37 protein-coding genes are annotated in these 26,606 nt (G+C 71.6%); 18 read left to right on the top strand and 19 right to left on the bottom strand.

All coding sequences use genetic code 11. The annotated features are described in order from the left end of the window. Together QWI33_RS24045 and QWI33_RS24040 are read right to left on the bottom strand one after the other, a co-directional pair. Nucleotides 1-882, bottom strand: a complete 882-nt coding sequence (locus QWI33_RS24045) for an IS5 family transposase (RefSeq protein WP_289958707.1) — start codon at nt 880-882, stop codon at nt 1-3. Nucleotides 883-954: 72 nt separating this feature from the next. Beyond that, nucleotides 955-2,145 (bottom strand): cation:proton antiporter, encoded by a 1,191-nt coding sequence (locus QWI33_RS24040; RefSeq protein ID WP_289959506.1) that lies wholly within the window; start codon nt 2,143-2,145, stop codon nt 955-957. 125 nt (nt 2,146-2,270) lie between these two features. Between QWI33_RS24040 and trhA the strand changes: the two genes are divergently transcribed. From trhA to QWI33_RS24025, 3 genes are all read left to right on the top strand, one after another. Further along, nucleotides 2,271-2,930 (top strand): PAQR family membrane homeostasis protein TrhA, encoded by a 660-nt coding sequence (gene trhA, locus QWI33_RS24035; protein WP_289959503.1) that lies wholly within the window; start codon nt 2,271-2,273, stop codon nt 2,928-2,930. 69 nt (nt 2,931-2,999) lie between these two features. Beyond that, nucleotides 3,000-3,386, top strand: coding sequence for a DnaJ family domain-containing protein (locus tag QWI33_RS24030; protein ID WP_289959502.1), 387 nt, complete (start codon nt 3,000-3,002; stop codon nt 3,384-3,386). A 111-nt stretch (nt 3,387-3,497) separates the two neighbouring features. Then, nucleotides 3,498-3,935, top strand: coding sequence for a DoxX family protein (locus QWI33_RS24025; protein ID WP_289959501.1), 438 nt, complete (start codon nt 3,498-3,500; stop codon nt 3,933-3,935). Between the two features lie 66 nt (nt 3,936-4,001). Here the strand turns inward: QWI33_RS24025 and QWI33_RS24020 are convergent, their stop codons facing one another. After that, nucleotides 4,002-4,748, bottom strand: a complete 747-nt coding sequence (locus QWI33_RS24020; protein ID WP_289959500.1) for an SAM-dependent methyltransferase — start codon at nt 4,746-4,748, stop codon at nt 4,002-4,004. Nucleotides 4,749-4,826: 78 nt separating this feature from the next. Here QWI33_RS24020 and QWI33_RS24015 point away from each other — a divergent pair, with 78 nt between their 5' ends. The 3 genes from QWI33_RS24015 to QWI33_RS24005 all read left to right on the top strand — a co-directional run bounded on the left by QWI33_RS24015 (nt 4,827) and on the right by QWI33_RS24005 (nt 6,397). Then, nucleotides 4,827-5,126, top strand: a complete 300-nt coding sequence (locus QWI33_RS24015) for a putative quinol monooxygenase (RefSeq protein ID WP_289959499.1) — start codon at nt 4,827-4,829, stop codon at nt 5,124-5,126. Between the two features lie 29 nt (nt 5,127-5,155). Next, nucleotides 5,156-5,740: a DinB family protein gene (locus tag QWI33_RS24010; protein ID WP_289959498.1), complete on the top strand. Its 585-nt coding sequence runs from the start codon at nt 5,156-5,158 to the stop codon at nt 5,738-5,740. 72 nt (nt 5,741-5,812) lie between these two features. Continuing rightward, nucleotides 5,813-6,397 carry a DinB family protein gene (locus tag QWI33_RS24005; RefSeq protein ID WP_289959497.1) on the top strand — a complete coding sequence of 195 codons (585 nt, stop codon included), beginning with the start codon at nt 5,813-5,815 and terminating at the stop codon, nt 6,395-6,397. A 94-nt stretch (nt 6,398-6,491) separates the two neighbouring features. On the opposite strand, the gene QWI33_RS24000 is transcribed toward QWI33_RS24005, so the two are convergent. Next, on the bottom strand, nt 6,492-7,598 hold the full coding sequence (locus tag QWI33_RS24000; protein ID WP_289959496.1) for a coiled-coil domain-containing protein: 1,107 nt from the start codon (nt 7,596-7,598) through the stop codon (nt 6,492-6,494). Nucleotides 7,599-7,867: 269 nt separating this feature from the next. Here QWI33_RS24000 and QWI33_RS23995 point away from each other — a divergent pair, with 269 nt between their 5' ends. Both QWI33_RS23995 and QWI33_RS23990 read left to right on the top strand, forming a co-directional pair. After that, a complete protein-coding gene (locus QWI33_RS23995) occupies nt 7,868-8,407 on the top strand; it encodes a GNAT family N-acetyltransferase (protein WP_289959495.1) in 540 nt (179 codons plus the stop codon). Nucleotides 8,408-8,503: 96 nt separating this feature from the next. After that, nucleotides 8,504-8,905: a VOC family protein gene (locus tag QWI33_RS23990; protein ID WP_289959494.1), complete on the top strand. Its 402-nt coding sequence runs from the start codon at nt 8,504-8,506 to the stop codon at nt 8,903-8,905. A 95-nt stretch (nt 8,906-9,000) separates the two neighbouring features. On the opposite strand, the gene QWI33_RS23985 is transcribed toward QWI33_RS23990, so the two are convergent. The 5 genes from QWI33_RS23985 to QWI33_RS23965 all read right to left on the bottom strand — a co-directional run bounded on the left by QWI33_RS23985 (nt 9,001) and on the right by QWI33_RS23965 (nt 12,172). Then, nucleotides 9,001-9,990 carry an ABC transporter permease gene (locus tag QWI33_RS23985; protein WP_289959493.1) on the bottom strand — a complete coding sequence of 330 codons (990 nt, stop codon included), beginning with the start codon at nt 9,988-9,990 and terminating at the stop codon, nt 9,001-9,003. After that, nucleotides 9,987-10,880 (bottom strand): ABC transporter ATP-binding protein, encoded by an 894-nt coding sequence (locus QWI33_RS23980; RefSeq protein WP_289959492.1) that lies wholly within the window; start codon nt 10,878-10,880, stop codon nt 9,987-9,989. Before QWI33_RS23980 ends, QWI33_RS23985 begins: the two co-directional genes overlap by 4 nt. Beyond that, nucleotides 10,877-11,266 carry a GntR family transcriptional regulator gene (locus QWI33_RS23975; protein ID WP_289959491.1) on the bottom strand — a complete coding sequence of 130 codons (390 nt, stop codon included), beginning with the start codon at nt 11,264-11,266 and terminating at the stop codon, nt 10,877-10,879. The genes QWI33_RS23980 and QWI33_RS23975 overlap by 4 nt, the downstream gene beginning before the upstream one ends. 91 nt (nt 11,267-11,357) lie before the next feature. Then, nucleotides 11,358-11,582 carry a hypothetical protein gene (locus tag QWI33_RS23970; protein ID WP_289959490.1) on the bottom strand — a complete coding sequence of 75 codons (225 nt, stop codon included), beginning with the start codon at nt 11,580-11,582 and terminating at the stop codon, nt 11,358-11,360. Further along, nucleotides 11,579-12,172 (bottom strand): rhomboid family intramembrane serine protease, encoded by a 594-nt coding sequence (locus QWI33_RS23965; RefSeq protein ID WP_289959488.1) that lies wholly within the window; start codon nt 12,170-12,172, stop codon nt 11,579-11,581. The genes QWI33_RS23970 and QWI33_RS23965 overlap by 4 nt, the downstream gene beginning before the upstream one ends. 133 nt (nt 12,173-12,305) lie before the next feature. On the opposite strand from QWI33_RS23965, the gene QWI33_RS23960 reads away from it, so the two are divergent. Further along, nucleotides 12,306-12,857, top strand: a complete 552-nt coding sequence (locus QWI33_RS23960) for an FKBP-type peptidyl-prolyl cis-trans isomerase (RefSeq protein WP_289959487.1) — start codon at nt 12,306-12,308, stop codon at nt 12,855-12,857. A 57-nt stretch (nt 12,858-12,914) separates the two neighbouring features. Here the strand turns inward: QWI33_RS23960 and QWI33_RS23955 are convergent, their stop codons facing one another. The 3 genes from QWI33_RS23955 to QWI33_RS23945 form a co-directional block, all read right to left on the bottom strand. After that, complete coding sequence (locus tag QWI33_RS23955) at nt 12,915-13,196, bottom strand: MoaD/ThiS family protein (RefSeq protein WP_289959486.1); 282 nt, start codon at nt 13,194-13,196, stop codon at nt 12,915-12,917. After that, nucleotides 13,193-14,332, bottom strand: a complete 1,140-nt coding sequence (locus QWI33_RS23950; RefSeq protein WP_289959485.1) for a WD40/YVTN/BNR-like repeat-containing protein — start codon at nt 14,330-14,332, stop codon at nt 13,193-13,195. Before QWI33_RS23950 ends, QWI33_RS23955 begins: the two co-directional genes overlap by 4 nt. Nucleotides 14,333-14,414: 82 nt before the next feature. Continuing rightward, nucleotides 14,415-14,933 carry an AAA family ATPase gene (locus QWI33_RS23945; RefSeq protein WP_289959484.1) on the bottom strand — a complete coding sequence of 173 codons (519 nt, stop codon included), beginning with the start codon at nt 14,931-14,933 and terminating at the stop codon, nt 14,415-14,417. Nucleotides 14,934-15,053: 120 nt separating this feature from the next. On the opposite strand from QWI33_RS23945, the gene QWI33_RS23940 reads away from it, so the two are divergent. After that, complete coding sequence (locus QWI33_RS23940) at nt 15,054-15,758, top strand: HNH endonuclease family protein (protein ID WP_289959483.1); 705 nt, start codon at nt 15,054-15,056, stop codon at nt 15,756-15,758. On the opposite strand, the gene QWI33_RS23935 is transcribed toward QWI33_RS23940, so the two are convergent. After that, complete coding sequence (locus tag QWI33_RS23935) at nt 15,755-16,429, bottom strand: maleylpyruvate isomerase N-terminal domain-containing protein (RefSeq protein WP_289959482.1); 675 nt, start codon at nt 16,427-16,429, stop codon at nt 15,755-15,757. The genes QWI33_RS23940 and QWI33_RS23935 overlap by 4 nt on opposite strands. Nucleotides 16,430-16,461: 32 nt before the next feature. On the opposite strand from QWI33_RS23935, the gene QWI33_RS23930 reads away from it, so the two are divergent. The 3 genes from QWI33_RS23930 (at nt 16,462) to QWI33_RS23920 (ending at nt 18,375) form a co-directional block, all read left to right on the top strand. Further along, entirely contained in the window at nt 16,462-17,193 is a 732-nt protein-coding gene (locus QWI33_RS23930; RefSeq protein ID WP_289959481.1) for a hypothetical protein, read from the top strand. A 35-nt stretch (nt 17,194-17,228) separates the two neighbouring features. Next, the gene (locus QWI33_RS23925) at nt 17,229-17,729 is read left to right on the top strand and encodes a tetratricopeptide repeat protein (protein WP_289959480.1); all 501 of its coding nucleotides are present in this window, start codon (nt 17,229-17,231) and stop codon (nt 17,727-17,729) included. Between the two features lie 73 nt (nt 17,730-17,802). Next, on the top strand, nt 17,803-18,375 hold the full coding sequence (locus QWI33_RS23920) for a GNAT family N-acetyltransferase (RefSeq protein ID WP_289959479.1): 573 nt from the start codon (nt 17,803-17,805) through the stop codon (nt 18,373-18,375). Between the two features lie 26 nt (nt 18,376-18,401). On the opposite strand, the gene QWI33_RS23915 is transcribed toward QWI33_RS23920, so the two are convergent. From QWI33_RS23915 to QWI33_RS23900, 4 genes are read right to left on the bottom strand one after another with little or no spacing between them, the layout of a single operon-like run. Beyond that, nucleotides 18,402-19,271 (bottom strand): aminoglycoside phosphotransferase family protein, encoded by an 870-nt coding sequence (locus QWI33_RS23915; protein WP_289959478.1) that lies wholly within the window; start codon nt 19,269-19,271, stop codon nt 18,402-18,404. Next, entirely contained in the window at nt 19,268-19,807 is a 540-nt protein-coding gene (locus QWI33_RS23910) for an AAA family ATPase (protein WP_289959477.1), read from the bottom strand. Before QWI33_RS23910 ends, QWI33_RS23915 begins: the two co-directional genes overlap by 4 nt. A gap of 9 nt (nt 19,808-19,816) precedes the next feature. Continuing rightward, nucleotides 19,817-20,563: a nucleotidyltransferase domain-containing protein gene (locus QWI33_RS23905; RefSeq protein ID WP_289959476.1), complete on the bottom strand. Its 747-nt coding sequence runs from the start codon at nt 20,561-20,563 to the stop codon at nt 19,817-19,819. 43 nt (nt 20,564-20,606) lie between these two features. Continuing rightward, entirely contained in the window at nt 20,607-20,981 is a 375-nt protein-coding gene (locus QWI33_RS23900) for a MerR family transcriptional regulator (RefSeq protein ID WP_289959475.1), read from the bottom strand. 100 nt (nt 20,982-21,081) lie between these two features. On the opposite strand from QWI33_RS23900, the gene QWI33_RS23895 reads away from it, so the two are divergent. After that, nucleotides 21,082-22,047, top strand: coding sequence for an aldo/keto reductase (locus tag QWI33_RS23895; RefSeq protein ID WP_289959474.1), 966 nt, complete (start codon nt 21,082-21,084; stop codon nt 22,045-22,047). On the opposite strand, the gene QWI33_RS23890 is transcribed toward QWI33_RS23895, so the two are convergent. After that, on the bottom strand, nt 22,044-22,463 hold the full coding sequence (locus QWI33_RS23890; protein ID WP_289959473.1) for a secondary thiamine-phosphate synthase enzyme YjbQ: 420 nt from the start codon (nt 22,461-22,463) through the stop codon (nt 22,044-22,046). The two genes, QWI33_RS23895 and QWI33_RS23890, sit on opposite strands and share 4 nt — an antisense overlap. A gap of 75 nt (nt 22,464-22,538) precedes the next feature. Here QWI33_RS23890 and QWI33_RS23885 point away from each other — a divergent pair, with 75 nt between their 5' ends. Genes QWI33_RS23885 through QWI33_RS23870 form a run of 4 tightly spaced genes read left to right on the top strand, consistent with a single transcriptional unit; the run spans nt 22,539 to nt 26,133 of the window. After that, a complete protein-coding gene (locus QWI33_RS23885) occupies nt 22,539-23,072 on the top strand; it encodes a DUF1697 domain-containing protein (RefSeq protein WP_289959472.1) in 534 nt (177 codons plus the stop codon). A gap of 48 nt (nt 23,073-23,120) precedes the next feature. Then, the gene (locus QWI33_RS23880) at nt 23,121-24,095 is read left to right on the top strand and encodes a tyrosine-type recombinase/integrase (protein WP_289959471.1); all 975 of its coding nucleotides are present in this window, start codon (nt 23,121-23,123) and stop codon (nt 24,093-24,095) included. Between the two features lie 50 nt (nt 24,096-24,145). Continuing rightward, nucleotides 24,146-25,642, top strand: coding sequence for an AlkA N-terminal domain-containing protein (locus QWI33_RS23875; RefSeq protein WP_289959470.1), 1,497 nt, complete (start codon nt 24,146-24,148; stop codon nt 25,640-25,642). Then, a complete protein-coding gene (locus tag QWI33_RS23870) occupies nt 25,642-26,133 on the top strand; it encodes a methylated-DNA--[protein]-cysteine S-methyltransferase (RefSeq protein ID WP_289959469.1) in 492 nt (163 codons plus the stop codon). The genes QWI33_RS23875 and QWI33_RS23870 overlap by 1 nt, the downstream gene beginning before the upstream one ends. A 17-nt stretch (nt 26,134-26,150) precedes the next feature. Here QWI33_RS23870 and QWI33_RS23865 read toward each other — a convergent pair whose 3' ends face one another. Next, on the bottom strand, nt 26,151-26,594 hold the full coding sequence (locus QWI33_RS23865) for a hypothetical protein (RefSeq protein WP_289959468.1): 444 nt from the start codon (nt 26,592-26,594) through the stop codon (nt 26,151-26,153). Nucleotides 26,595-26,606 lie beyond the last annotated feature (12 nt).

Genomic DNA, 26,606 nt, shown 5'->3' with positions numbered 1-26,606 from the left:
CTAGGCCGTGTTTGGTAAGTCGCGGAGCCAGTTGATGATGATGGCGATCTGGACTGTGGCCAGGTAGCGGACCGCGAGTTTGTCGTACCTGGTGGCGACGGCGCGGTGTTGTTTGAGGCGGGCGATGGCGCGCTCGATGCCGGAGCGGTCCTTGTACCGGTCAGCGTCGAACGCTGGTGGCCTGCCGCCTCGGGCCCCGCGCCGTTGCCGGTTCGCGATCTGGTCGGCCGGTTCGGGGATGGTGGCCTTGATCTGCTTGCGGCGCAGCCACTCACGGTTGGACCGGCATGAGTAGGCGCGGTCGGCCAGGACCCGGTCGGGGTGCCGGCGGGCCCGGCCGCCGCCGATCCTGGCGACGCTGACGGCCTCCAGTAGCGGGATCATCTGCGGGCTGTCGTTGGCTTGACCTGCGGTTACGAGCGCGGCGAGTGGGTGTCCGCTGGTATCGACCACGAGGTGGAGCTTGGTCGACCAGCCGCCGCGTGAGCGGCCCAGAGCGTGATCGGCTGGTTCGCCGGCGAGGGTTCGACGGCGGGCTCCGGCGGCGGCGAGGTGGGCCCTGGCAGTGGTCGAGTCGATGCCGACCTCCCAGGTCAGGTGCCGCTGGTCGCGGGCGAGGGCTTGGAGCGCTCGCCAGATCAGCAGCCAGGTGCCGGAGCGCTGCCAGGCGCAGAACAGCCAGTACACCGTGGCCCAGGGCCCGTATTGGGCCGGGAGGTCCCGCCAGGGCGAGCCGGTCCGAACCCGCCAGGCGATCCCGTTGACCAGGGTTCGGCGGCTGCGGGCGATCGGTCGGCCGAGCCTGGAGGGTTCGGGTAGCCAGCGTCGAAGCCGTTCCCACTGGTTATTGGTCAGGTCCCTGCGTGCTGTTACGCTCGACAATTGAAGCCTCCGGCGGATCTTGTTGCAGCACAACAGATTCAACCGGAGGCTTCCTCAATTCTCAAACACGGCCTAGATCGCCTCGGCCGTGACCGCCTTCGTGTCCATCCGCGCCCACCGCAACCCGATCAGCGGGAACAGCAGCACCGACAGCATCGCCGCCCCGATCATCGCCGCCGCGATCGACTCCTCCACCAGACCCCGCTCAGCCGCCGTCGACGCCGCCACCACCACGATCGGCAGCTCCGTCGCCGCGAACGCCGCCAGCACCCCCCGCTGCGGCCGCGCCAGCACCCGCGCGAACACCACGAACGTCGTCACCCCGCGCACCACCGCGAACGCCCCCAGGAACACCGGGATCAACGCCAGCGCCAGCGGCGAACCCAGCAGCTGGTCCAAGTCGAACGTCACCCCCGTGTAGACGAAGAACACCGGCACCACCGCACCGAACCCGATCCCGTCCAGCTTCGACTGCACCAGCGACTCCTCCCGCTCGTCCAACGCCGACAGCAGCACCTGCATGCACACCCCCGCAGCGAACGCCCCCAACGCGATGTCCACCCCGACCTCCGCCGCCAGCAGCACCGCACCCAGCAGCACCAGCACCGACAACCGCACCGCCAACTGCGCACTCGTCCCCAGCGTCGCCGACAGCAGCCGCGACACCCGCGCCGAACGCCGCAGCGACCCGAACGCCGCCGCCGCCACCGCCAACCCCGCCAGCAGGATCACCAGCGTCGTCCGCCCCGAATGATGACCCTCCGAATAGAACAACGCCAGCAACGCGATCGGCGCGAACTCGCCCACCGCGCCCACCGCCATCAGATGCGGACCCACCGGCCCCGCCAGCAGCCCCGAATCCCGCGCGATCGGCAGAATCGTCCCCAACGCCGTCGAGCACAACCCGATCGCCAGAATCAGCACCGCATCCACCCCCAACAGCGCCAACCCGCCCGCCGCCAGCACGAACGACACCACCCACCCCACAGTCGCCAGCGTGATCGGCCGCCCCCGCACCGCCCGGAAATCGATCTCATACCCCGCCAGGAAGAACAGCATCGCCAACCCCAACTGCGACACCACCTCGAACAGGACGTGCACCTGCACCAGACCCAGCACCTGCGGACCGATCACGATCCCCAGCACGATCTCCACCACCACGCTCGGCAGCCGCACCCACCGCTCCAACCGGTCCACCAGCAGCGGCGCCGCCACCGCCGCACACGCCAGCACCAGCAGCTCGATCGGCAGCGCCCCCTCCATCACGTCCACGGCCGGAGCTTAACGGCCCCACCAGCCCGAACACCCCCGATCGGGGCTTAACCCCACCCGCATTCGGGGGACCACACGCACTACCGGCAAGTAACCCGCAGGGATACCGTCGAACCATGGCACTGGCGATCAACGACAACGACACCAAACCCCGGCTCCGCGGCTGGCTCCACCTCGCCGCCTTCCCCACCGCGATCATCGCCGGCCTCATCCTCATCAGCACCGCACCCACCCTCACCGGACGCCTCGCCACCACCGTCTACGTCGCCACCTCCGCCGCCCTCTTCGGCATCTCCGCCCTCTACCACCGGACGAGCCTCACCGAACGCGCCACCACCCGCCTCAAACGCCTCGACCACGCCAACATCTACCTGATCATCGCCGGCACCTACACGCCCATCGCGACCCTCGCCCTCGACGGCACCGCCCGCACCGCACTCCTGACCGGCATCTGGACCGGCGCCCTCGCCGGCGTCGCCTTCCGCACCCTGTGGCTCGGCGCCCCGCGCTGGCTGTACACGGTGCTGTACATCGGCCTGGGCTGGGCGGCGGTGTTCGTGATGCCGCAGCTGCTGGCGGGGGCCGGGACGGCGGCGACGGTCCTGATCATCACCGGCGGGGTGCTGTACACGGTCGGGGGCGTCATCTACGCGCTGAAGCGGCCCAACCCGTCGGTGCAGTGGTTCGGGTTCCACGAGGTCTTCCACGCGTTCACCGTGGCCGCGTACGCCGCGCAGTTCGTCGCGGTCGCCCTCGTGCTCCACAGTGCGCAGTGACAGTTCGCGAGCGGCGCTGAACGACGCGCCGCGCTCGTTATCATTGGGCCTCTAGCGGAGGAGGTCCCGATGGGCGACAGGCAGGCACGCGGCGTCGAGCGCCAGATCCAGGAGGCCGAGGCCCGCGGCGAGTTCAAGAACCTCCCCGGTGCCGGGAAGCCGCTGCCGGGCATCGGGCAGCCGCTGCACGAGGACTGGTGGCTCCACCAGCAGTCGACCCGCGAGAACATGGGCCTCGACGCCCTCCCTCCGGCGCTGAGGCTCGCCAAGGAGATCGAGCAGCTCCCCGAGACCCTCGACGCGCTGCCCGACGAGGCGGCCGTCCGCGAGGCGCTCGAAGCGCTGAACCTGCGCATCAAGAAGGCCCTCATCGGCCCGATCGACGGACCGCCGCTGCGGTTCGGCCTGCGCGAGGTCGACACCGAGGTCCAGTCCTGGCGCGAACGGCGCGCCTGAGGCCGAGCCCACACCACCCGCACTTGCCAGTGTCAAGATCTCTGGCGCATCATTAACTTGACACTGTCAAGACGTGCGTGTTCGCGCGCTCCCCCCGGAAAGGCCCGCCCCATGGTCCCCATCATCACCCTCACCGCCGCGACCCTCCTGGCCCGCCTCACCGGACTCCTCGGCGCCGACGCCCTCGACTGGCAGACCTCCCTGCGCATCGGCCTCGCCGCCATGTTCCTCATCACCGGCATCGTCCACTTCGTCCCCAAATTCCGGGACGACATGGCCCGCATGATCCCCGAACGCCTGCCCCGGCCCGCCGCGCTGGTCGCCCTCACCGGCGTCCTCGAACTCGCCGGCGCCGCCGGCCTGCTCATCCCCGCGACCGCCCCCGCGGCCGCGATCTGCCTCGCGCTGCTCCTGGTCGCGATGTTCCCCGCGAACGTCTCGGCGGCCCGCCGCGGCATCCCCCTCGCCGGGAAGCCCGCCACCCCGCTGGGCATCCGCACCGCCGAGCAGATCCTCTTCATCGGCCTCGCCGTCCTCGCCGCCCTCTGAGCACCCCGGGGGAGCAGGCACGCCGAAGGCCCCGAACCGCACCGGTCCGGGGCCTTCGGCATACGTCTACTCGACCGGTCGGCCCAGCGTCAGGTACCCGAACCCGAGCAGCCCGCGGTGCCCGCGCAGCCACCAGTTCCGGTGCGCGTCGGCCTGCTCGCGGATCTCGGCCGCCCGCGGATGCCCGGGGTTGGCCAGCAGCCAGACCTCCTTGTCCGCCAGGAACTGCGACTCGAAGTCGTCCCACTCCGACTGCTCCACCGACTCCACCCGCAGCGGCCGGAACCCGGTCGCGATCGCCGCGTCCACGAACTCCGGCAGCAGCATCCAGTCCCCGGTCGAGGTCTCGGGCCACATCGCGGCCAGCTCCGCCTCAGTCGGCACCCGGTTCCACACGCCGTCGCCGATCAGGAGACGCCCGCCGGGCTTCACGATCCGGTACAGGGCCCGCAGTGCGTCCGCGGCCGTACCGAACGCGTGCACCGCACCGATGCAGATCACCAGATCCGCCGGCTCGGTCCAGTCCTCGCCCCGGTACTCCACGAACTCGAGCCGGTCGGCGATCCCGCGCCGCTCGGCCCCGGCCCGGCCCCGCTCCAGCAGCTCCAGGTCCGAGTCGACCCCGTACGCCTTCGCGCCCGGCACCTTCGCGGTCACGCGCTGCAGCAGTTCGCCCCAGCCGCAGCCGATGTCGACGATCAATCGCGGATCGGCCGCCGCGCACTCCTCGACCTGCCGGTCGAGGCGCCAAGCGGCGATGGGGGAGTTGCAGTCCAGAAAGCCGTATCGTGTCGGCGCGTCATGTCCAGTCATCGGACGCCACGGTAGCAACACCCGCCCCGGCCCGCAAACCGATTGCCCCGCCCTCCAGCGGCCATTACCGTGGCCCCCATGATCACCGTCCACGCCTACGTCCACGCCCTCCCCGAGCACCGCGACGCCTACCTCGACGGCCTGCGCGCCCTCCAGGCCTCCACCCGCGCCAACGACCCCGGGTGCCTGCGCTACGAGTTCTGGGCGTCCATCGACGATCCGAACGCCTTCGTCTGCGTCGAGGAGTGGACCGACATGGACGCCCTCACCGCCCACCTCGACGCACCCCACCACATCGCCGGCAGCGCCGCCCTCGACGCCTACCGCTCCCGACCCGGCGAGATCCAGATCTTCCAATCCACCCCCATCGGCCTCTGACGCCACACACCAGTGGGAGACTCGCACGCATGACCGACGACCTCAAGACACACCTGGGCCGCTACCTCCAAGCCGGCCGCGACGCCGTCCTGTGGAAGCTCGAAGACCTGGGGGAGTACGACATCCGCCGCCCCCTCACCCCCACCGGCACCAACCTCCTCGGCCTCGTCAAGCACCTCGCCAGCGTCGAGATCGGCTACTTCGGCGAGACCTTCGCCCGCCCCTTCCCCCAGACCCTGCCCTGGCTCGAGGAGGACGACGCCCACGCCGACCTCTGGGCCACCCCCGACGAGAGCCGCGACTACATCACCGACCTCTACCGCAGCGTCTGGGACCACTCCGACACGACCATCCGCGACCTCGACCTCGACGCCGAAGGCAACGTCCCCTGGTGGCCCACCGAGCGCTCCACCGTCACCCTCGGCCAGATCCTCACCCACATGGTCGCCGAGACCCACCGCCACGCCGGACACGCCGACATCGTCCGCGAAGGCATCGACGGCGCCATCGGCATGCGCCAAGGCAACGACAACCTCGGCCGCGACGACGAGCAGTCCTGGTCCGACTACTTCGACCTCGTCGAACGCAACGCCCGCAAGGCCGCAGGCCACTGACACCGGCGGGCCCCGACACCCCCCGGGGCCCGACCCGACCCGCATGTCGCACCCGGCTGGCACACTCGCCGCATGACCGACCCCAAGACCCACCTGCACCACTACCTCACGAACGCCAGGGCAGCCGTCCTCTGGAAGCTCGAAGGCCTGGGGGAGTACGACATCCGCCGCCCCCTCACCCCCACCGGCACCAACCTCCTCGGCCTCGTCAAACACCTCACCTGCACGACCGCCGACTACTTCGGCACCGTCTTCGACCGGCCCTTCCCCGACCCCCAGCCCTGGTTCGACCCCGACACCGCACCGGGCGCCGACATGTGGGCCACCCCCGACGAACCCACCGGCCTCCTCATCGACCTCTACCACCGCACCGGCGCGCACGCCGACGCCGTCATCACCGAACTCGACCTCGACACCGAAGGCCGCGTCCCCTGGTGGCCCGCCGAGGACGCCACGGTCACCCTGCACCGCATCCTCGTCCACATGATCGACGAGACCAACCGCCACGCCGGACACGCCGACATCATCCGCGAACTCATCGACGGCAGCGCCGGCCTGCGCCAAGGCGCCGACAACCTCCCCGCCAACACCCCCGAACAATGGACCGCCCACTACAACGCGATCGAGCAGGCCGCCCGCGCAGCCGCCGCCCGATAACCGCACCGGGCCCCGGCGGCAACACACCACCGGGGCCCACCGAACCGGACAAACCACACGACCCCGCACGGGGGAGGAGCACCACCGGAGCGGACTACGCCTTCCCGCGCTCCCGCTCCGCCAACCGCGCCTCCGCCGCCAGCGCCCGCTCACGCCACGACTCCACCGCCGCCCGCGCCTCAGCACCCGCGGACTCGGCCGCCTCCACACGCGACGCCGACACCCGCCCATCAGCCACCGCGCCGGCAAGCTCACCACGCAGCCGCTCCACATCGGCCGCAAGCGACTCCGCCCGGACCACCGCCTGCTCGGCATCCCGCCGCGCCACCGCGACCTCCGCGACCAGCGACTCCACCCTGGCCCGCGCCGCATCCCGCTCACCGATGAACCCCAGCGCCCGCGCCTCGGCCCGCTCCAACGCCGCCTCACCGGCCCGCAGCGCCTCCGCGGCCTCCGCCGCCACCTGATCCGCCCGCGCCCGAGCCGTCTCGGCCGCACCACGCGCCGACGCGGCCTCCTGCTCAGCCTCCTCACGCGCCACCACCGCAGCGTCCTTCTCCGCCAACGCCGCCGCCCGCGACTCCTCGGCCGCCCGCGCCAACGCCTCGGCCTCCTCACGACCGGACACCGCGGCAACGGCCTCAGCCCGCGAAGCCGCCGCCGCCTCACGGGCCGCCTCAGCGTCCCGCACCGCCGCAAGCCGCGCCGCGACCGCCTCCTTCGCCCGCCCCTCGGCGACCTCCAGCGCACCGGCCAGCCGCTCAGACTCGACCCCCGCAGCGGCCAACTCCTCACGCAGCACCACCACACGCGAAGCCACCTCGTCCCGCTCGGCCCGCGCCGCCGCCACCGACGACGCCGCATCCGACCGCACCTCGGCCAGCCGCGCCTCCACCTCGGCCGGATCGGTCTCGGCCCGCAGCGCCTCAGCGAGCGGCGCCAGCGCCGACGCCATCGACTGCTCGATCTGCTCGTACAACTCCTCAGCCCGCGCGAGCGCACCCTCAAGCCCCGGCGTCGCCCGACGCAGCTCGCGCTGGCGCTTGGCCTGGGCCGCGCAGTCGCCTTCGGCGCAGTACAGGCGCGGGCGTCCGCGCCCGGGCTGCTGCGGGATCGGCGTCCCGCACCGCTTGCACAGTGTCGCGCCCTTGGCGAGCGTTTTGGTCGTCGTCGTGGCGGTGGTCGTACCTGTTTTCGTCATGCCCACAACCTACCATTATTAATTTCCGTTTTTAATATTTAAATAACGGAAAAACATGCGTGTCCCGTCCAGATACATAACTCACGAGAAGTGCCGTTCCCGCAAGTAATGATGATCAGGGCCCTGACTCGACCTCCCGCGAATACCCGTGTCATTCGTCGGGTCGGTAACCCTATTGACGCGATCGGCCCGCCCGCGGCGTTTCCGGCCCGCCGGGGCGAGTGAGCGGTGCTGCGCGGCCGCGCGACGGGGCCTGGTAGAAAACGTGAATGCTCAAAGGCAAGAAGACCGGGCTCAGGGCCCGGCACGAGGCCGACATCCCGGTCCTCCAGGACGAACTGGGCGACGCGCTCACCACCGCGCGGGCGACCGGCATGCCGTGGCGCCCGTTCACCCCCGGATCGAGCGAGGCGCCGTTCGTCGTCGACGACACGAAAGAGGGCGTCGCCCACTTCTCCGTCGTGGACCTCGCCGACGAGGCACTGGTCGGCACCGCGAACCTGTGGGGCATCGACAAGCACGCCCGCTCGGCGCACATCGGCCTGGGGCTGCTGCCCTCGGCCCGCGGCAAGGGCTTCGCCACGGACGTCGTCGCAGTGCTGTGCCACTACGGGTTCATCGCACACGGCCTCCACCGCCTGCAGATCGAGACCCTCGCCGACAACACCCCGATGCTGCGCGCCGCCGAACGCAACGGGTTTCAGCGCGAAGGCGTGCGCCGCGACGCCTCCTGGGTCATGGGCGAGTTCCTCGACGAAGTGGTCCTCGGGCTCCTGGTCGACGACTGGACGCCCGACCCGGCGCACTAGGTCCTGCGCATGCGGAGGCGAAACGGCGAATCGCGGCCCCGCACCGGTGCCGCTTGCGAGGATGGCGGGGTATCGCTTCGATGAAGGGAGCCCGCGATGGGTTCGATCCTCAATCCGTATATCGCATTCGACGGGGACGCACGGGAGGCCATGGAGTTCTACCAGAGCGTTCTCGGCGGCGAGCTGAAGGTGATGACCTTCGGTGAGTCCGGCATGCCCGGGCCCAACGCCGACCAGGTCATGCATGCGCAGCTGACCTCGGACGCCGGCTACACGATCATGGCCTCGGACATGCCGCCCGGCGTGGAGCACAAGCCGGGAACGAACGTCTCGATCAGCCTCTCCGGCGACGACGCCGACCGCCTCCGCGGCTACTGGTCGGCCCTCAGCGACGGCGCGAACGTCACCATGCCCCTGGAGAAGCAGATGTGGGGCGACGAGTTCGGCGCGCTGGTCGACCGGTTCGGCATCAACTGGATGGTCGACATCACCGACTGACGATGCGAAGGCGACACGGGCGGGTGCCGGACCCTAGGGTCCGGCACCCGTTTCCTACTTCTTTACTTGCGGGAATCTCGTGAGGTCGGGGCGGCTCAGTTGAGGCCGCGCGGGATCCGCCAGAACGCGACCCCGGCCAGGACGGCCGCGAGGCCGGCGGCGATGCCGAACTCGATCCACTGGAACGTCCAGTAGCGGTCGGCGGGCTGGTAGGTGACGTCGAAGGTGGCGTCCAGGGCGATCATGCAGTCGTCCGGGCTGCCGCCGCGGGTTTCGCAGGCCTCGATGTCGGCCTCGGTGACCTTGGTGCCGTCGCCCTTGTCGACGGCGATGTAGCCGGAGGTCACCCAGGCGCCGGGGATCTTGTACTCCTGGATGCCCGCGCCCTGCGGCCCGATGCCGAACGAGTCGATCTGGCCCACGGTGTTGGCGTCGGCCCAGGTGATGGTCTCGGTGACCGGTTCGGCGAACTGCGGGCGGAGCACGTTCGCCATGACGAGTTGGAAGACCACGAAGACCAGCAGGGTCACCGCCATCGCCACCAGGGTCTTGCGGGCCAGGACGCCGACGACGAGGCCGAGGGTGAACGCCAGGAGGGCGTACCCGAATGGGGCGAGGTCGCGGGACGCGAACGTCAGCGGCTCGAACCGGCTGTCGACGACCTTGTCGAACGGCCCTGCGGCCCAGGTCAAGAGCAGGCTCAGGGCGCCGGTGAAGACGACGCTCACTCCCCCGACGAGTGCGAGTTTCACTGCGAGCCAGCGGGTCCGGGTGACCGACTGGTTCCAGACGAGGCGGTGCGTGCCGGTCTCGAGTTCGCGGGTGATGAGGGGCGCGGCCCAGAAAGCGCCGATGAGGGCCGGGGCGGCGAGCAGGAGGACGCCGATGAGGAGCAGCCCGGACCCGAACTGGTCGGCGAGGGTGTGCGCGGCATCCTCGCAGGAGGCGGTGCAGTCGGTGATGTTGATGCGGTAGGACTCGCGGATGTCGCCGGCGAGGACGAGCAGGTAGGCGGCGATGGCGGCGACGACGCCGGCGGTCCACAGGGTCTGGGCGCGCATTTGGCGCCAGGTCAGCCAGATCATGCTCGGGTCTCCTGGAGGGTCGGGACGGTGAGGCCTTCGGCGCGGTGGAGGTAGGTGAGGACCATGTCCTCGAGTCCGATGGCGTCGGCTTCGGGGAGGTCGAGGGGCCGGCCGGTGGTGTTGTGGACGATGAGGGTGGTCTGGCGGTCGGTGTGCTCGGCGGCGATGACCTCGACGCCGTCGGGCAGGGCGTCGAGGGTGCCGCGGGGGCCGACGACGCGGTGGTGGGCGGCGGTGAGGTCGTCGATGTCGCCGGCGACCTGGACGCGGGACTCGGCCAGCACGATGAGGTGGTCGCAGACGCGTTCGACGTCCCCGATGAGGTGCGAGGAGAGGATCACGGAGACCTCGAGTTCGGCGACGAGCTCCATGAGGTTCTGCAGGAACGCGCGGCGCGCCAGCGGGTCGAGGGCGGCGACCGGTTCGTCGAAGATGAGCAGCCGGGGCCGCTTGGCGGCGGCGATGGTGAGTGCCAGCTGCGCCTTCTGGCCGCCGGAGAGGCGCCCGGCCTTCCGGGCGGTATCCAGGCCCAGCTGCGCGATGCGATCGCGGGCGAAGGCGCCGTCCCAGGTGGGGTTGAGGTGCTCCCCCAGTTTCAGGTGGTCGGCGACCGACAGGCCCGCGTAGACCGGGGTGTCCTGCGCGACGAAGCCGACGTCGGCGAGTGCGGCGCTGTCGGCGGCGGGTGTGCGGCCGAGGACTTCGATGTGGCCGCTGGTGGGCCGGATGAGGCCGGCCGCGAGGGCCAGGAGCGTGGACTTGCCGGCGCCGTTGGGGCCGACGAGGCCGACGATGCGGCCGGCGGGGATGTCGAAGGTGGCTTCGGCGAGCGCGGTGTGTTTGCCGTAGCGCCTGGTGAGTGTGTTGGCGCGCAGTACTGGGGTGTTCATGGGGTCGCCTGTGGTGCCTTTCTGATGGTGGTGTCGAAGAGGGCTTTGATGGCGGCGTCGTCGAGTCCGGCGGCGCGGGCGGTGGTGATCCAGTGCTGGAGTGCGGTGCCGAGTTCGGCGTGCGCGTCGAGGCTGGCGTCGGCGAGGGTGGCGGTGACGAAGGTGCCGCGTCCGGGCCGGGGTGCGACGAGGCCTTGGCGTTCGAGTTCGCGGTAGGCCTTGAGGACGGTGTTGGGGTTGATGGCGATCTTGGCGACGACTTGCTTGACCGTGGGCAGCTGGTCCCCCACGTCGAGCATGCCCAGTCGGAGGGCTTGCTGGACTTGGTGGACGAGTTGCATGTACGGGGCCACGCCGGAGCGGGGTTCGAGGTGGAAGTCGATCACGAAGTTTCTCTATTTCACTAGGATGTTAGCACTATAGGGGTATGGGGGTGCGCGCGTCAATCGCGGGGTCCCGCTACTCCCCCGCCGGGGCCTATCGTCCCTGGTTGCGGGGGTGTCGGCGGGCTTGGCGCTCGTTGCCGAACTTGTAGGCGCCGGTCCAGCGGGCCATCACGAGCTGCTCGTCCCCTGCGGCGATCTCGTCGAGGAATTTCGCCGCGCGGGCACCGCGGAGCGTCGCCGCGGCCCGGCCGCGGTGCGTGATGGCGATGGTGCCGTCCGAGCGCTGCGTGTAGGTGAAGCCGCTCGCGGCGCTCATGCGGGCGCGTCGACCTTGGCGGCGCTGCGGACCATGAACGCCGCCGCGATGCCGCCGAGGAAGCCGAAGAGGTGGCCTTGCCAGGAGATGTGCGGCAGGGACGGGAAGATGCCCCACACCGTCGTCCCGTAGACGGCCATGACGGCGAGTGCGATGAGGAAGTCGCCGATGCGGCGCATGACGAAGCCGCGGGCGAGGAGGTAGCCGAGGAGCCCGAACACGACGCCGGAGGCGCCGACGGTCACCGAGTAGGCCGGGGAGAACAGCCATACGCCCAGGCCCGAGGTCAGGAGCGAGACGGCGAGCGCGGTCCACATGCCGCGCCAGTCGCGGAGTGCGGCGACGACGCCCATGACGATGAGGGGGACGGTGTTGGCGGCGAGGTGGGCGGCGCCGCTGTGGAGGAAGGGTGCGGCGGCGATGCCGGTGAGGCCTTCGAGGTTGCGCGGGGTGATGCCGTAGGCGGTGAGGCGGGCGGGGAGGATCCAGTCGGTGATGAGCAGGAGCCACATGAGGGCGATGACGGCGCCCCAGAGGGTGAGGGCGCGGCGGAGGGGGTGCATGGGGGCGGGGGTGGCGGGGTGGGTCATCGATGGTCCTTCTGGCGTGCGGTGGTGCGGGTGGTTCGTGTTGAAGGGTAGTCGGTGGGCGCTGTTGTGCGGGGGTTCGCTCGGGTCGGGCGTGAGGTCGTGCGGGGGTGGGCGCGGGTGGTAGGTTCCCTCGGTGGCATTGAGCCTGCTGAGTCGAGTTTGGAAGCCGGTGGTCGCCGTGTGTGTGAGCGTGGGGCTGCTGGCCGGTTGCGGCGTGGATGACGGCGCCGCTGAGGAAGGGAATGCTGACGTGGTGCAGATCAGTGACGGTGTCGAGGTGTCGGTCTCGGCCGAGATGGACTCGCGGCCGGTCGTGACGGTGCCGAGCGGCGAGGAGCCGCCGAAGGAGCTGTTCACGTTCGACGTGGTCGAGGGTTCGGGTGCGGAGGCGAAGGCCGGTGACTCGGTCTCGGTGCAGTACGCGGGGTTCAACTGGTCGAACGGCAAGGAGTTCGACGCGTCGTGGAACCGGGGGGCGCAGCCGTTCGCGGTGACGCCGCTGGGTTCGGCGCCGGTGATCCAGGGCTGGAACGACGGTCTGATGGGTGCGCAGGTGGGTTCGCGTCGTCTGATCGTGATCCCGCCGGAGCTGGGTTACGGTGCGCAGGGCGCCGGTGGTGTGATCGGTCCGAACGAGACGCTGGTGTTCGTGGTCGACGTGGTGTCGATCAACGGCCGCTCGTAGTCGTTTCAGGGTTTTCAGAGGGGGCGTCGCGCTGTGCGCGGCGCCCCCTCTTGTGTGTCAGCCTCCGGCGATGGAGGGCAGGATCTGGATGTCGCGGCCTTCGACGGGTGTGTCGAGGCCTTGGAGGCGGCGGCTTTCGTCGTCGCCGATGTAGATGTTGACGTAGCGGCGCAGTTTGCCGGCTTCGTCGCGCAGTCGCCGGCCGAGGCGGGGGTGGGTGGCGGCGATCTGGTCGAGGACGTCGGCGAGGGTGGCGCCGGGTGGGGCGTCGACGTCGAGGTGGCGGGCCCCGCCGCATTCGGAGGCGAGTGCGGCGGGGAGTTTCACGTCGATGTTCACGGGGTCTCCATGGCGCGGACGCAGAGGACGTCGGGCAGGTGTGCGGTGACGAGGTGCCATCGGCCGGTGTCGTCGGCGGCCCAGACGTCGCCGCAGCGGGTGCCGAAGTACCAGCCGGGGTCGGTGGCGCCGTCGGTGCAGGCGCCGTCGCGCATGACGGTGCCGAAGTAGGGCTCGGTGGGGAGGCCGGTGCCCCAGGCGTTCCAGGTGTCGCCGCCGTCGGTGGTGCGCCAGGCGCTGATCTGGTGGTCGGGCGGGGTGCGGTCCATGGATTCGCCGACGGGCCAGGCCATGACGGTGCCCGGCTGGGTGGGGTGGGCGACCATGGCGAATCCGAAGTTCGACGGCAGGTTCTGGGAGATGTTGGTCCAGCCGCCGTCGGGTCGGGTGGCGCGGTAGGCGGGGCCGTGGGATTGGGCGAAGAGGGTGCCGGCGGCGTCGCGGGTGACTTTGTGGATGCACTGGCCGGAGTCGGGTGCGGTGTCGGGGCCGTAGTCGACGGTGATGCCTTTGGTGATGCCGTTCCAGGTCTTGCCGTCGTCGTCGGTCTGGTAGATGCCGCCGGAGGAGATGGCGACGGTGAGGTGCTGGGGGTCGGCGGGGTCGGGGACGATGGTGTGGACGGCGGGTCCGCCGGCGCCGGAGGCCCAGGTGGTGTGTTCGGGGTGGTCCCAGAGGGCGCGGTTGAAGGTGAAGGTGTCGCCGCCGTCGTCGGAGGTCCAGAGGCTGGTGGGTTCGACGCCGGCCCAGACGCGCCGGCCGGGGCCGAAGGCGAGCTGCCAGATGCGTTTGACGGTGTTGGTCTGGTCGGCGTCGGGCTGGTCGGTGCCGGCGGTGTCGGAGAAGTCGAGGGGCCGGTAGGGCAGGTCCTGGGGGAAGGCCATGGGGGCGTTCTCGGGTTCGGACCAGGTCCGGGCGTAGTCGTCGGAGCGCCAGAGGGAGGGGCCGAAGAAGGTGGAGGCGCCGATGAGGATGCGGCCGGTGGCCGGGTCGCAGGCGGCGGCGTAGATCTCGGCGACGGCGGTGAAGCCGTCATCGTCGAGTCGGTGGGGGCCTTCGACCTCCCAGGTGGTGCGGTCGGTGCTGCGCGCGGTGAACAGGCCCTTGCGGGTGCCGATGAGGACGAGGTAGGCCATGGCTGGCTCCTTTGCCGTGTCGTGGTGGCTACTCGTCCCCATCGTCGCGCTCGGGTGTGACGTTTTCAGGCGGTTGCGGGTTTCACTCGGCCAGGAGTGCCTTGATGTGGGCGGCGACCTGGTCGGGGGTGCGGTGGGTGGTGTCGATGAGTTCGGTGGCGTCGCGCATCCAGGTGTCGAGGGCGGTCTCGTAGTCCTCGCGGTGGTCGAGGCGCCACTGCTTGGCGGTGGGTTCGTCGGCGTCGTGCTCGACGCGGTGGCGGAAGGTGTCGGCGTCGGTGTGGAGGGTGAAGGCGCGCAAGGGGATGTTGGCTTTGGTGAAGCCGTCGGCGAGTTCGGTCCAGTACTGGTGCTGGAGGACGGTCTGCGGGATGACGAGGGTGCCGCCGGCGTACTCGAGGACTTGGCGGGCGGTCTCGACGGTGAGGCCGCGCCAGGGGTCGAGCTCTTTGAAGTCGCGGTGGGGTATGTCGCCGATGATGCCGCGCAGGAGGTAGCCGATGTGCTCGGAGTCGAAGACGCGTGCGGGGAGGGCGTCTTTGAGCAGGCGTGCGGTCGTGGTCTTGCCGGCGCCGTAGGTGCCGTTGAGCCATACGATCATTCGGGGGAATCTAGCAGGTGCGGACCTGTCCCCAGCGCGCCCTTTGTGTTACGTTGCGAACACCCCGGGCGCAATGCTGCGTCGACCCGCCCGCTCTCCGGTCCCGTTAGGACGTTGCCCATGCGCGCCTCCCGTCTGCTCCTGATCCTCCCGCTCGTGCTGGCCTCCGGCTGCTCCGACCTGTCCGGTCTGGCGGACGGGGCGACGACCGCTCCTCCGGCCGGGAACGGCTCGAACGTGTCGAACGAGTTCAGTGACACCGCGCCGTTCACGGTCACCGTGGACCCCGCCGCGCTGACGGCGAGCATCGAGGCGCTCGAGGTCGCCGATGAGCGCGACGACGGCTACGACCGGTCCCTGTTCCCCCATTGGAAGGACGACGACGGGAACGGCTGCGACGCCCGCGACGACGTCCTGGTCAAGCAGGACCGCACCGGGGCCCTCTCCGAGGCCGACTGCGACGGGGCGATGACCGGCGAGTGGGTGTCGATGTACGACGCGGCGACCGTGACCGCCTCCGGGGACATCGACATCGACCACTTCGTGCCGCTGAAGGAGGCCTGGGGATCGGGCGCGGTCGACTGGACCACCGAGGACCGCCAGGCCTACGCGAACTGGCAGGAGAACAACTGGCACCTCATCGCCGTCACCGCCTCCTCCAACCGGTCCAAATCGGACCAGGACCCGGCGGAGTGGATGCCCGAGGACGAGTCCGTGTGGTGCGCCTACATCTGGGCGTGGGTCGAGGTCAAGACCGAATGGCACCTCAGCGTCGACCCGGCCGAGCAGACCGCGCTCCTGGACTACACCGCCGACGCCTGCTAGCCGAGCGCGAGCCAGGTGACGCCGAGTCGGTCGACGGCGGCCCGCTCGGCGTCGGTGAAGGCGTCGCGGCCGGTGGCTTTGGCGATGAACGCGACCGGGTCCAGGCCGAGGGCGGCGAGCGCGGTGCCCGCGCCGGGGCCGAGGAGGAGCGCGCTGGTGTGCGCGGCGGCTTCGGGGGTGGTCCAGCGGGGTCGTCCGAGGGCGTCGGCGAGGTCGATGCCGTGGACGGCGACTTCGACGACGCGGGTGGTGAGGAAGTCGTCGAGGGTCATGGGGTCGCCGTGGCGGGTGGTGACGCGCCGAGTTGCGGGTTCGGCGGCGCACCGGTCGGCGGCGGTGCGCCAGGTGGTGCGGAAGCGGGCGGCGATCGCCGGTCCCCCGGCTCGGGCGTCCTGTGCGGCGGTGTCGATGCGGGTGGCGTTGACCTGGGGTGAGAAGCGGTCGTCGGGTCGGTAGTAGCCGGCGGCGTCGACGGTGGCGGCCGGTGGCTCGGGGGCGTCGAGCATGGGGGCCAGGCGGGCGAGGGTCATGGTGATGTGCGCGGTGAGTGCGGCGGCGTCCCATGGGGTGCAGCGTGTGGGTGCGGCCCAGGCGCTGTCGTCGAGCGCGGCGAGGATGCCCGAAAGGTGCTCGGATTCGCTGTTGAGTGCGGCGAGCGCGGGTGGGATCATGGGCGGCATCCTATTGTCTTGCGCCTGTGGGGATGCCGATGCTGTATGCCGCTGTGGTCCGTCCGGTCATCGACCGCGTCCATGTGTCGCTGCGCCGCGCGGTGCGGCCGGAGGTCAAGGACCTGTACGCGCGGCGGGGGTTGACGCCGGGCCTGGAAATCGATCTGTACGCCGCGTTGCTGGACCACCCGGTGCCGGAGGCGGCGGTGGCGGCGCGGATGGTCTACTGGCCGTTCGATCCCGACGCGGCGGAGGCGCCGGGCCTGGTCGAGCGCGTCGACGGGCACTGGCGTTTGACCGGTCCGGGCCGCGAGGTCACTGTGGAGGCCGACAAGGTGTTCGCGGCGACGGCGGAGCGGCTGTGGTCGTACCGGCCGTCGCCGTCGATGCCGGGCCTGGCCGCGGTGGAGGCGGTGCTGCCGCTCGTGCAGCGGCTGCTGGAGGCCGGGCGGGTGACGGGCGGCCCCGTGTTCAATGCCCTGACACCGGTGTGGGAGCCGACGGATGCGTCCCCGTCGGCGCTGCTGAACACGCGGTTGGAGGCGTTGCGGCATCACCGGGCGGACGCGCACCGTGCCGCGTGGATCGGGGCCGGGTTGACGGTCGACCAGATCCAGGCGTTGGCGCCCGGGCCGGAGCGCGAGGCGATCGAGGAGGAGACGAACCGGCTGGACGCGCCGGTCTACGAGGTGCTGGACGACGATGAGCGGCTGGTGCTGCTGGGCGGTCTGGGCGCGCTCGCCGACGGCCTCACCGACCGGTAGGCGAGTCGCCCTCATCGTGGCGTAGGTTGCTGCCCATGACTACTGAGACGTGGGAGGCGCGCGCGGCCGCGCTGTGGGAGCAGATGGACGAGTTGGGCGACGACGCGTTCGTGCAGGCGATGCTGGACCTCGCCGCCGAATGCGACCCCGACGATCCGGTCGCGCTGTTCGAGGTCGGCGGCGCGCACGACTCGACCGGCCGGACCGAGGCCGCCGTCGGCTACTACGAGCGGGCCGTCGCCGCCGGGCTGTCCGGGGTGCGCCGGCGGCGCGTGTCGATCCAGATGGCCTCTTCGCTGCGGGAGATCGGGCAGCCCGAGCGGGCCCTGGAGCTCATCGGTGAAGAGAAGACCCGCGGCTCGGACGAGTACGACGGCGCGCTGGCCATGTGCGAGGCGCTGACGCTCGCCAAGCTCGGCCGCGACCGCGAGGGCCTCTCGGTGGCGCTCCTGGCCCTGGCCCCGCACCTCCCCCGCTACCAGGTGTCGACCGTGGCCTACGCGCGCGGCCTGGTCGGCGAGGACCCGGTGGGCTAGGAGACCCGCACCGCGGGTGTCGTTTCCGGGCGAGCGGCGCCGCCGGTGCGGTGCGGGCGTTAGGTTCGAAGGCGTGGATCCTCGATTGACCGTGGCCGAACTGGACCCGGACCGGTGGCCGCATTTCCTGGCGCTGGCCAGGCAGATGGGCGGCAACCGGTCCTGCTACTGCATGTGGTGGCGCGAGGAGCGCGGTGAGCGATCGGGCAGGCCGCGGGCGGAGGCGGCGCGCGAGGTGGTCGACCAGGGCCCGCCGGGGCTGCTCGCCTATGCCGGGGACACGCCGGTCGGCTGGTGCGCCGTGGCGCCGCGTTCGGCGTATCCGCGGCTCAACACCGCCCGGGACACCCGGCCGGCGGCCGGTGCCGATGATCTCGACCGCGTATGGGTGGTGTCCTGCTTCTTCGTGCCCGAGGCGTGGCGGGGGCGCGGCGTGTCCCGGATGCTGCTGGCCGCCGCCGTGGACTTCGCCTACCGCCGTGGTGCCGCGGCGGTGGAGGGCGTGCCGATCGATCCCGCCGTGGTGGACCGCTCCCCGGGCGGCTCCTATACCGGGACGCTGCCGATGTTCCTGGCCGCCGGGTTCGAGGAGGTCGCGCGCCCTACCCCGAAGGCGCGGGTGACGGTCAGGCACCGTCGCGGCTGAACCGTCGCCCGGTTCGGGAGGCCCCCTCAGGCGACCGGGTCTGCCAGGACCTGCGCGAGGTTGGCGGCCTGGGCGCCGTCGGTGTCGTTGCCGGAGAGGCCGGTGATCATGATGAGGGCCTTCCACAGGGTCCAGCCGCGGGCGCGGCGCCAGGTGTCCGCGTCCAGGCCGACCGCGTCGCGGAAGCGCCGCCGGCTGCTGCCGCTGAAGTAGGTCCAGGCGATCTGCAGGTCGCAGGCGGGATCGCCGACGCCGCAGGTGCCGAAGTCGATGAGTGCCGAGAGCCTCCCGTCCTCCACGAGCAGGTTCCCCGGTGCGATGTCGCCGTGGAACCACGACGGCCGGCCGTCCCATGTGGAGGCGCAGGCGTCGGCCCAGACCGCCCGGCACGCGTCCGCGTCGACCTCGGGCGCGAGGTCGAGGGCGGCTTCGACATCGCCGCTGTACACGCTCGGGTGGCAGCCGCGGAAGAACGAATGGCGTCCCGCGGCGGGACCGCCCTCGGGCGGGGCCTCGTGGAGGCGGGTCAGGGCCCGTCCGAGGTCGTCCGCGAGCCGGTCGCGGTCGACGTCGGGCGCGTCCAGGAGGGTGTCGCCGGGCAGCCAGCGCCGGATCGACCACGGGTGCGGGTAGGCGGCGGTGGGGCGGCCGACGGCGACGGGTTCGGGTATCGGTAGCGGCAGGTGGGGTGCGAGGCCGGGCAGGCAGCGGTCTTCTTTCGCGACGGCGTCCGCGTAGCCGGCTGCGGAGGGCAGGCGCACGGACAGGTCGTCGCCGAGGCGGAAGGTGCGGTTGTCCCAGCCTTGGCGCGGTACCGGTCGGACGGGCAGGTCGGCCCAGCCGGGGAACTGCTCGGCGATCAGTGCCGTGACGAGGTCTGCGGTGATGTCGGTCAAGGGGTGCCTTTCGGGAGGTCGAGGGTGAGGCGGGTGCGGTCGGCCGGTGCGGCGGCGGGGACGCGGACCACGGTGTAGCCGTACTCGGTGTAGGCCTCGATGTGGACCTGTTCGAAGCGGCGGGCCTGGGCGAGGCCGATGCGGCGCACCGGGGTCGCGGTGATGGATCCGAGCAGGTCGAACAGGAGCACGCGCGGCTCGTAGAGCCCTTGGATGCGGTCGAGTTCGGCGGACAGCACCGGGCCGACCGGTGCGCCGGTGAACCGGGCGAGCGCGAGGGTGCAGACCGGGGACCGGTCGAACCACTGGACCGGTCCCGGCAGGGCATCGGCGGCGGTCTGCCGTGCCCGTTGCAGGGACGCGACCTGTTCGGTGAAGTCAGGGCGCTCCCAGGGGGTGTCGTCGCCGGCGGCTTGGGCGGTCTCGATGAGGTCGGTGGCGGCTTCGGCGATCACGGTGTGTCCGGCTTCGGCCAGGAGCCGCAGGACGGTGGTCTTGCCGGCGCCGGGGGCGCCGGTGAGGACGAAGCGGTGCAACAGGGCTCCTCAGGTTGCAGTGAGGTCGCAGGCGGTGGTGACGATGGCGGCCGCGTCGCCGTCGAGGTGGGTCGCGAGGCGGGCGGCGGCGTGCCGGTACAGGGCCAGGGCCGCCCGGCAGCCGTCCTCGTGTCCGGCGGGGGTGATGCCGGCGGCTGCGTCCCAGGCCGCGGCCCAGGCGGGGCCTTCGGCGGCGGCGACGGCGTCCCACAGGTCGTTCTCGGTGTCGCAGACGAGCCGGTTCGCCACGGACATGGCGTACCCGAGTTGGAGGACGAGGATCGCCCGGTTGGCGGCGGCGGCCCGGGTCCGGCCGCGCTCGAGCATGCCGCGGGTCTTGTGGACCTCCTCGGCCAGGCCCACGAGTTCCCCTGCGGCCCAGTGGTCGGCGCCGGGGCCGATCAGGTCCCAGGTCCACGCGTGGGCGCGGGCCTGGAGGCGGGCCAGGTGGCCCTCGGGGTCGTGGAGCAGGCGCGCCCGCCGCCATGCGCCGACGGCGACCACGGCCTCCCAGGGGCTCGTGAACGCCCCTTCGAGATCGGTGAGGGTCTTGCGGGAGAGGGTGACCATGCGGCCCTCGACCTGCCGGATCTCCGTCCCGGCGCCGGACTCCACGGCGAGGAACAGGTCGATGTCGGAGTGGGGGTGGTCGGTGCCTTGGGCGACCGATCCGAACAGGGCGATGCCGAGCGCACTGGGGGCGAGGTCGGCCGCGAGCCGCTCGGCGATCGCCAGCGCGTGGAGGGTGTGGTGCACGCGTCGAGTATTCACATGAGCCGGTGGCGGTGTCGACCGGTTTTCACACGCTGCGGTAGTAGGCGATCTTCCCCGAGATGTAGTCGCGCTTGGCCGCGAGGTCGTCCAGGGAGGCGTCCACGGCGACCCGGTGGGCTTCCAGGAGCCGGATGCGCTCGGGGATGGTGTGGTCGCCTTCGCGCACGAGTGCGGCGAAGCGGGCCATCTGCTCTACCGGCATCCCGGTGTCGCGCAGGCATTTGAGGGTGCCGAGCCATTCGAGGTCGCCGTCGGTGAACCGGCGCTGCCCGGTCGCGGTGCGCCGCACCTGGTCGATGAGGCCGATCCGCTCGTAGTACCGCAGGGTGTCCATGGAGAAGCCGGAGCGGCGGGCGCATTCGCCGATCGTGTACACGGAGGCCGTTGCATTGTCTGCCACGAGCAATGACGATACCTCACGTCGGCTGCCTGCGGGTTTGCGTTGGAGTCCACTCCAGGTCCTAGCGTCGGACCGAGGAAGTCAACGAGAGGAGACCGCTGTGGAGCGGATCGCATTGGGGACCGGCGGGATCGCGGTGTCGCGCCTGTGCCTGGGGGCCATGGCCCTGGGCGGCGTGCAGGACGAGGCGACGAGCTTCGCGATCTTGGACCGGTTCGTCGAGCTGGGCGGCAATTTCATCGACACCGCCAACTGCTACATGTTCTGGATTCCCGAGGGGACCGGGGACGAGTCGGAGCTGCTGCTGGGGCGCTGGCTGGCGGCGCGCGGCAACCGTGACGACCTGGTGATCGCCACGAAGGTGGGGAGGCGTCCGTCGTTCCCGGGCGGGGGCCTGGAGCATTCGGAGCCGTTGACGCCCGAGCGGATCGGCGCGGGTCTGGACGAGTCGCTGGCGCGGCTGGGCACGGACCGGGTGGACCTGTTCTGGTCGCACCGCGACGACCGGGAGACGGCGCTGGAGGACACGGTGGCCGGGTTCGACGCGGTGGTGCGGGCCGGGAAGGCCCGGATGGTCGGGGCCTCGAACCATGCGTCGTGGCGGGTCGAGCGGGCCCGTGCGATCGCGGCGTCCACTGGCGCCGCGGCCTATACGGCGATGCAGAACCGGTACTCGTACCTGCAGCCGCGTCCGGGGGCCGTGCTCCCTGAGGGCGGGCATGTGCACGCCGCCGCCGAGGACCTCGATTTCGTGGCGGGGACGCCGGGGACGGCGCTGCTGGCGTACTCCTCGCTCCTGTCGGGGGTGTACACGAACCCGGCGAAGCCCTTGGGCGAGCATTACCGGCATCCGGGGACCGAGGCGCGCCTGCGGGTCCTGGACGAGGTCGTCGCCGAGACCGGTGCGACGCGCAACCAGGTGGTGCTGGCGTGGCTGGCCGGGCACGCGGCGCCGGTGGTTCCCCTGGTCGGGGTGTCGTCGGTGGCGCAGCTGGACGAGGTCGCGGCCGGGTTCGACGTGAAGCTCGACGCCGGGCAGTGGGCGCGGCTGACCGCGGCGGCCTAGCCGAGGAAGCTGAGCCTGACGGTCCGGTCGGGGTTGTCGCGGTTGGTGTCGACCAGGAGCACCGACTGCCAGGTGCCCAGGGCGATGCGGCCGGAGATCACCGGGAGTGTGGCGTGCGGGGCGATCAGGGCGGGCAGGACGTGGTCGCGCCCGTGCCCGGTCGAGCCGTGCTGGTGGCGCCACCGGTCGGTGCGCGGGAGGAGGTCGGCGAGGGCGTCCAGGAGGTCCTCGTCCGACCCGGCCCCGGTCTCGATGACGGCGATCCCGGCGGTGGCGTGCGGGACGAACACGTTGAGGAGGCCGTCGCGGGCGCCGTGGGCGGCCAGGAACGCCTCGCAGTCGCCGGTGAGGTCCTTGACGGTCTCGCGGCGTCCGGTGTGGACGGCGATGGTGGTGCTGTAGAACGCCGAATTCATAACCGCCGATCTTGCCACGCCGCACCCTGTCGTACCGGCGGGGTATGTTGCGTCCATTGCGGCGGGAGGGGATCGATGGCGACGTACGCGGTGCTGCTGCGGGGCGTGAACGTGGGCGGGCACCGGAAGGTGCCGATGGCCCGGCTGCGCGAGGCGCTGGAGGCGGCCGGGTTCGACCGGGTGCGCACCTACATCCAATCGGGGAACATCGTCCTCGACTCGCACCGGGACGCAGGGGAGGTGGGCGAGGCGGTGGCCGCGGTGATCCTCGAAGCGTTCGGGCACACCGTGCCGGTCATGGTCCGCTCGGCCGCCGAGATGGACCGGATCGCGGCATCGGACCCGTTCGCGGGCCGGGGCCTGGACGAGTCGAAGGTGACCGTCGCGTTCCTGTCCGCACCCGCCCCGGCGCTGGCCGTCCCCGCCGGGCGGCCCGAAGAGGCCCACGTCCGCGGCCGTGAGGTGTGGGTGTACTACCCCGAAGGGCTCGGCGCCTCCACACTGGACCGGTCCGGGTTCTGGAAGCCGCTCGGCGCCGTCCAGTCGACCGTGCGGAACCTGCGCACCGTCCGCAGGCTGCGCGACATGACCGCCCGTACGCCGGAATGAATGCGCTTCTGCCGCAACGACAGTGAGGCTTGGACTATCGTGGGACGCATGTCCGCTGAGATCGCAGGGATCGACTGGAGCCGCCCGCCCGCACCGGCCGCCCCCGGCGCCGACCCCTACCGCGCCTACCTGGACACCCTCGGGTCCGCCGAGTCCCGCCGGACCATGCGCGGGTGCCTGGACCGCATCGCGCAGCTCCTGTCCGGCGACCCCGACACGGTCGGCGAAGGCCAGCCCTGGCACCTGCTGCGCTACGAGCACACCTCCCGGCTGCGCGCGGCCATGATCGACGCCGGCTGGTCCGGCGCCTACGTCAACAAGCACCTCGCGGCCCTGCGCCGCGTCCTCAAAGAGGCCTGGCGGCTCGACCTCATGGCCGCCGAGGACTACCAGCGGGCCTGCGACCTGCAACCGGTCAAAGCCCAGCGCCTCCCCGTCGGCCAGCAGGTCGACGCCGACGCCCTCGGCGCCGCCCTCTACGCCTGCGACGCCGACCCCGGCCCGGCCGGCGCCCGCGACGCCGCCGTCCTGGCCACCCTCTACTCCACCGGGTGCCGCCGCTCCGAGATCGCCTCCATGCGCCTGGCCGACTACGACCCCGCCGAGCGCTCGATCCGCATCGTCGGCAAAGGCAACAAGGAACGCGCCGTCTACGTCACCGAGGCCGCCCAGGCCCGCATCGACCGCTGGACCAAGGTCCGCGGCAACGACGCCGGCGCCCTGTTCTGCCCCATCAACAAGGCCGGACGCCTGCGCCGCACCGGCAACCAGCTCTCGGGGATGACCGGCCAGGCCATCGCCGACCTCCTCATGAAGCGCCTGGTCGAAGCCGGCCAGCGCCGCCACACCCCCCACGACTTCCGCCGCACGTTCATCGGCGAGCTCCTCGACGCCGGCGTCGACCTGGCCATCACCCAGTCCCTGGTCGGCCACGCCTCCCCGGCGACCACGGCCCGCTACGACCGCCGCCCGGCCCGCCGCTCCCGCGAGGCCGTCGACCGCCTCCAGCTCCCCGAATCGTGATGTCGATTTCTGGCTAGCCGATGTCGGTCCCGCAGGGCAGTCTTGGTGGCATGGACTACCAAGCGATCATCGGCGACGAGGAGCGGCTGCAGGCCGCCGTCGCCGGACGCGACGCCCGCTTCGACGGCTGGGTGTTCCTCGCCGTCACCTCCACCCGCATCTACTGCCGCCCCTCCTGCCCCGCCGTCAAACCCAAGCGCGAGCACCAACGGTTCTACCCGTCCGCGGCCGCGGCCCAGGACGCCGGCTACCGGGCGTGCAAGCGCTGCCGCCCCGACGCCTCCCCCGGCTCGCCGGCCTGGGACTGGCGCACCGACGTGTGCGCCCGCGCCATGCGCCTCATCGGCGAAGGCGTCGTCGACCGCGACGGCGCCGCCGGCCTGGCCTCCCGCCTGGGCTACTCCCTGCGCCAGCTCGAGCGGCTCCTCATCGCCGAAGTCGGCGCCGGACCGGCCGCACTGGCCCGCGCCCAGCGCGCCCAAGTGGCCCGCACCCTCATCGAGAGCACCGACCTGCCCATGGGCCAGGTCGCCTTCGCCGCCGGATTCGCCTCCATCAGGGCGTTCAACCGCGTCGTCGCCGAGGTCTTCGCCTGCTCCCCCACCGAACTGCGCACCAAAGCCAAGGGCCGCAATGTGACCGGCGGGGGCGCGATCACGCTGCGCCTGGCCTACCGCGAACCGTTCGAACCCTCCAACCTGTTCGGCCACCTCGCCGCCGCCGCGGCCCCCGGCGTCGAGGAATGGCGGGACGGCGCCTACCGCCGCACCCTGCGCCTGCCCCACGGCCCCGGCACCGCCGCCCTGCGCCCCGGACCGGGCTACATCGAATGCCGCCTCAGAGTCGCCGACCTGCGGGACGTGACCGCCGCGGTCGCCCGCTGCCGCCGCGCCCTGGACCTGGACGCCGACCCCCACGCCCCCATGGAGGCCCTCGCCCACGACCCCGTGCTCGCCCCCCTGGTCGCCAAGACCCCCGGCCGGCGCGTCCCGCGCAAAGCCGACGGCCCCGAGTACGCGATCCGCGCCGTCATCGGCCAGCAGATCGCCACCGCCTCCGCCGCGACGATCGCCGCGGGCCTGGCCGAACGCTACGGCGAACCGGTCGAGGACCCCGACGGCGGCCTCACCCGCCTCTTCCCCGCACCCCAGGCGCTGGCCGAAGCCGACCCCGCCCACCTGCCGATGCCCGGCAAACGCAAGGCCACCGTGCTGGCGCTGGCGCGGGCCCTGGCGGAGGGCCGGGTGGAGGTGGGGCCGGGCGCGGACTGGGCGAAGGCCCGCCGGGACCTGGCGGACGTGCCGGGGGTGGGGCCGTGGACGATCGAGATGATCGCGATGCGGGCCCTGGGCGACCCGGACGCGTTCCCGGTGAAGGACCTGGGCGTGATCAAGGGCGCCCGGCACCTGGAACTGGGGGCCGGGCGTGCACTGGAAGCCCGGTCGCAGGCGTGGCGGCCGTGGCGGGCATACGCGGTCCAGTACCTGTGGGCCTCCAGTGAGCATCCGACGAACCACCTCCCGACCGAAGTGAAAGCGAGCGTGTGATGAACAGCAGTGCCAGGCATCTGACGATGGAGTCCCCGCTGGGGCTGATGGCCGTCTCGGCGGTCGACGAGGGCGTCACCTGCGTCCACATGGGTGTGGAGGAGATGAAGGACGCGTGGGGGCCCGAGGAGGCCACGCCGGTGCTGGAGGCCGCGGTCGACCAGCTCGAGGCGTACTTCGCGGGCGACTTGAAGGAGTTCGACCTGCCGCTGGCGGCGCAGGGCACCGCGTTCCAGCACCGCGTGTGGACCGAGCTGTCCCGCATCCCCTACGGCGAGACCGTGTCCTATCTGGACATCGCGGTGCGGCTCGGGGACCGCAAGGCGGTGCGCGCGGTGGGGCTGGCGAACGGGCGCAACCCGATCGCGATCGTCGTCCCCTGCCACCGGGTGATCGGCTCGAACGGGAAGCTCACCGGCTACGCCGGGGGCCTGTGGCGCAAGGAGCGGCTGCTGAACCTCGAACGGGGCGAGCCGGCCCTGTTCGCCTAGGGCCCGAAGGCGCGCGGTCAGATGAGGGTGACGTCGAGCTGGACGGTGACGGCGTCCTCCTGGACGATGATGTTCGCGGCGTAGCAGATCTCGTCCGTGCACGCGGCCGGAATGATCCCGGTGGTGCTGCCATTGGGGGTCCTCCCGGCCAGCAGCGGCGCCTCCATCGCGTTGTCGGCGATGAAGTCGTCGAACGCGTCCGAGGGGATCTCGACGGTGACCTCGGCCCGGTCGCCGGGGCCGGGCGACTCCATCTGCGACAGGTCCGACTCGGTGACCTCGGTGCCCTCGGGGAAGTCCAGGCGGGTCGCGGAGGCGACGGTGGCCACGCTCGGCTGCGGGCCGCCTTCGACGGCCCAGCCGACGGCCCACACGGCCGCGAGCAGACCGACGGCGACGCACGCGAGCCACACGGCGGCGATGAGGGCGCGGCGGACCGTCGGCTGCGGCGGGGGTTTCATGGCCGCGACCCT

The sequence above is a fragment of the Glycomyces tritici genome (assembly GCF_030403505.1).
This window is presented reverse-complemented; position numbering and strand designations above follow the sequence as displayed.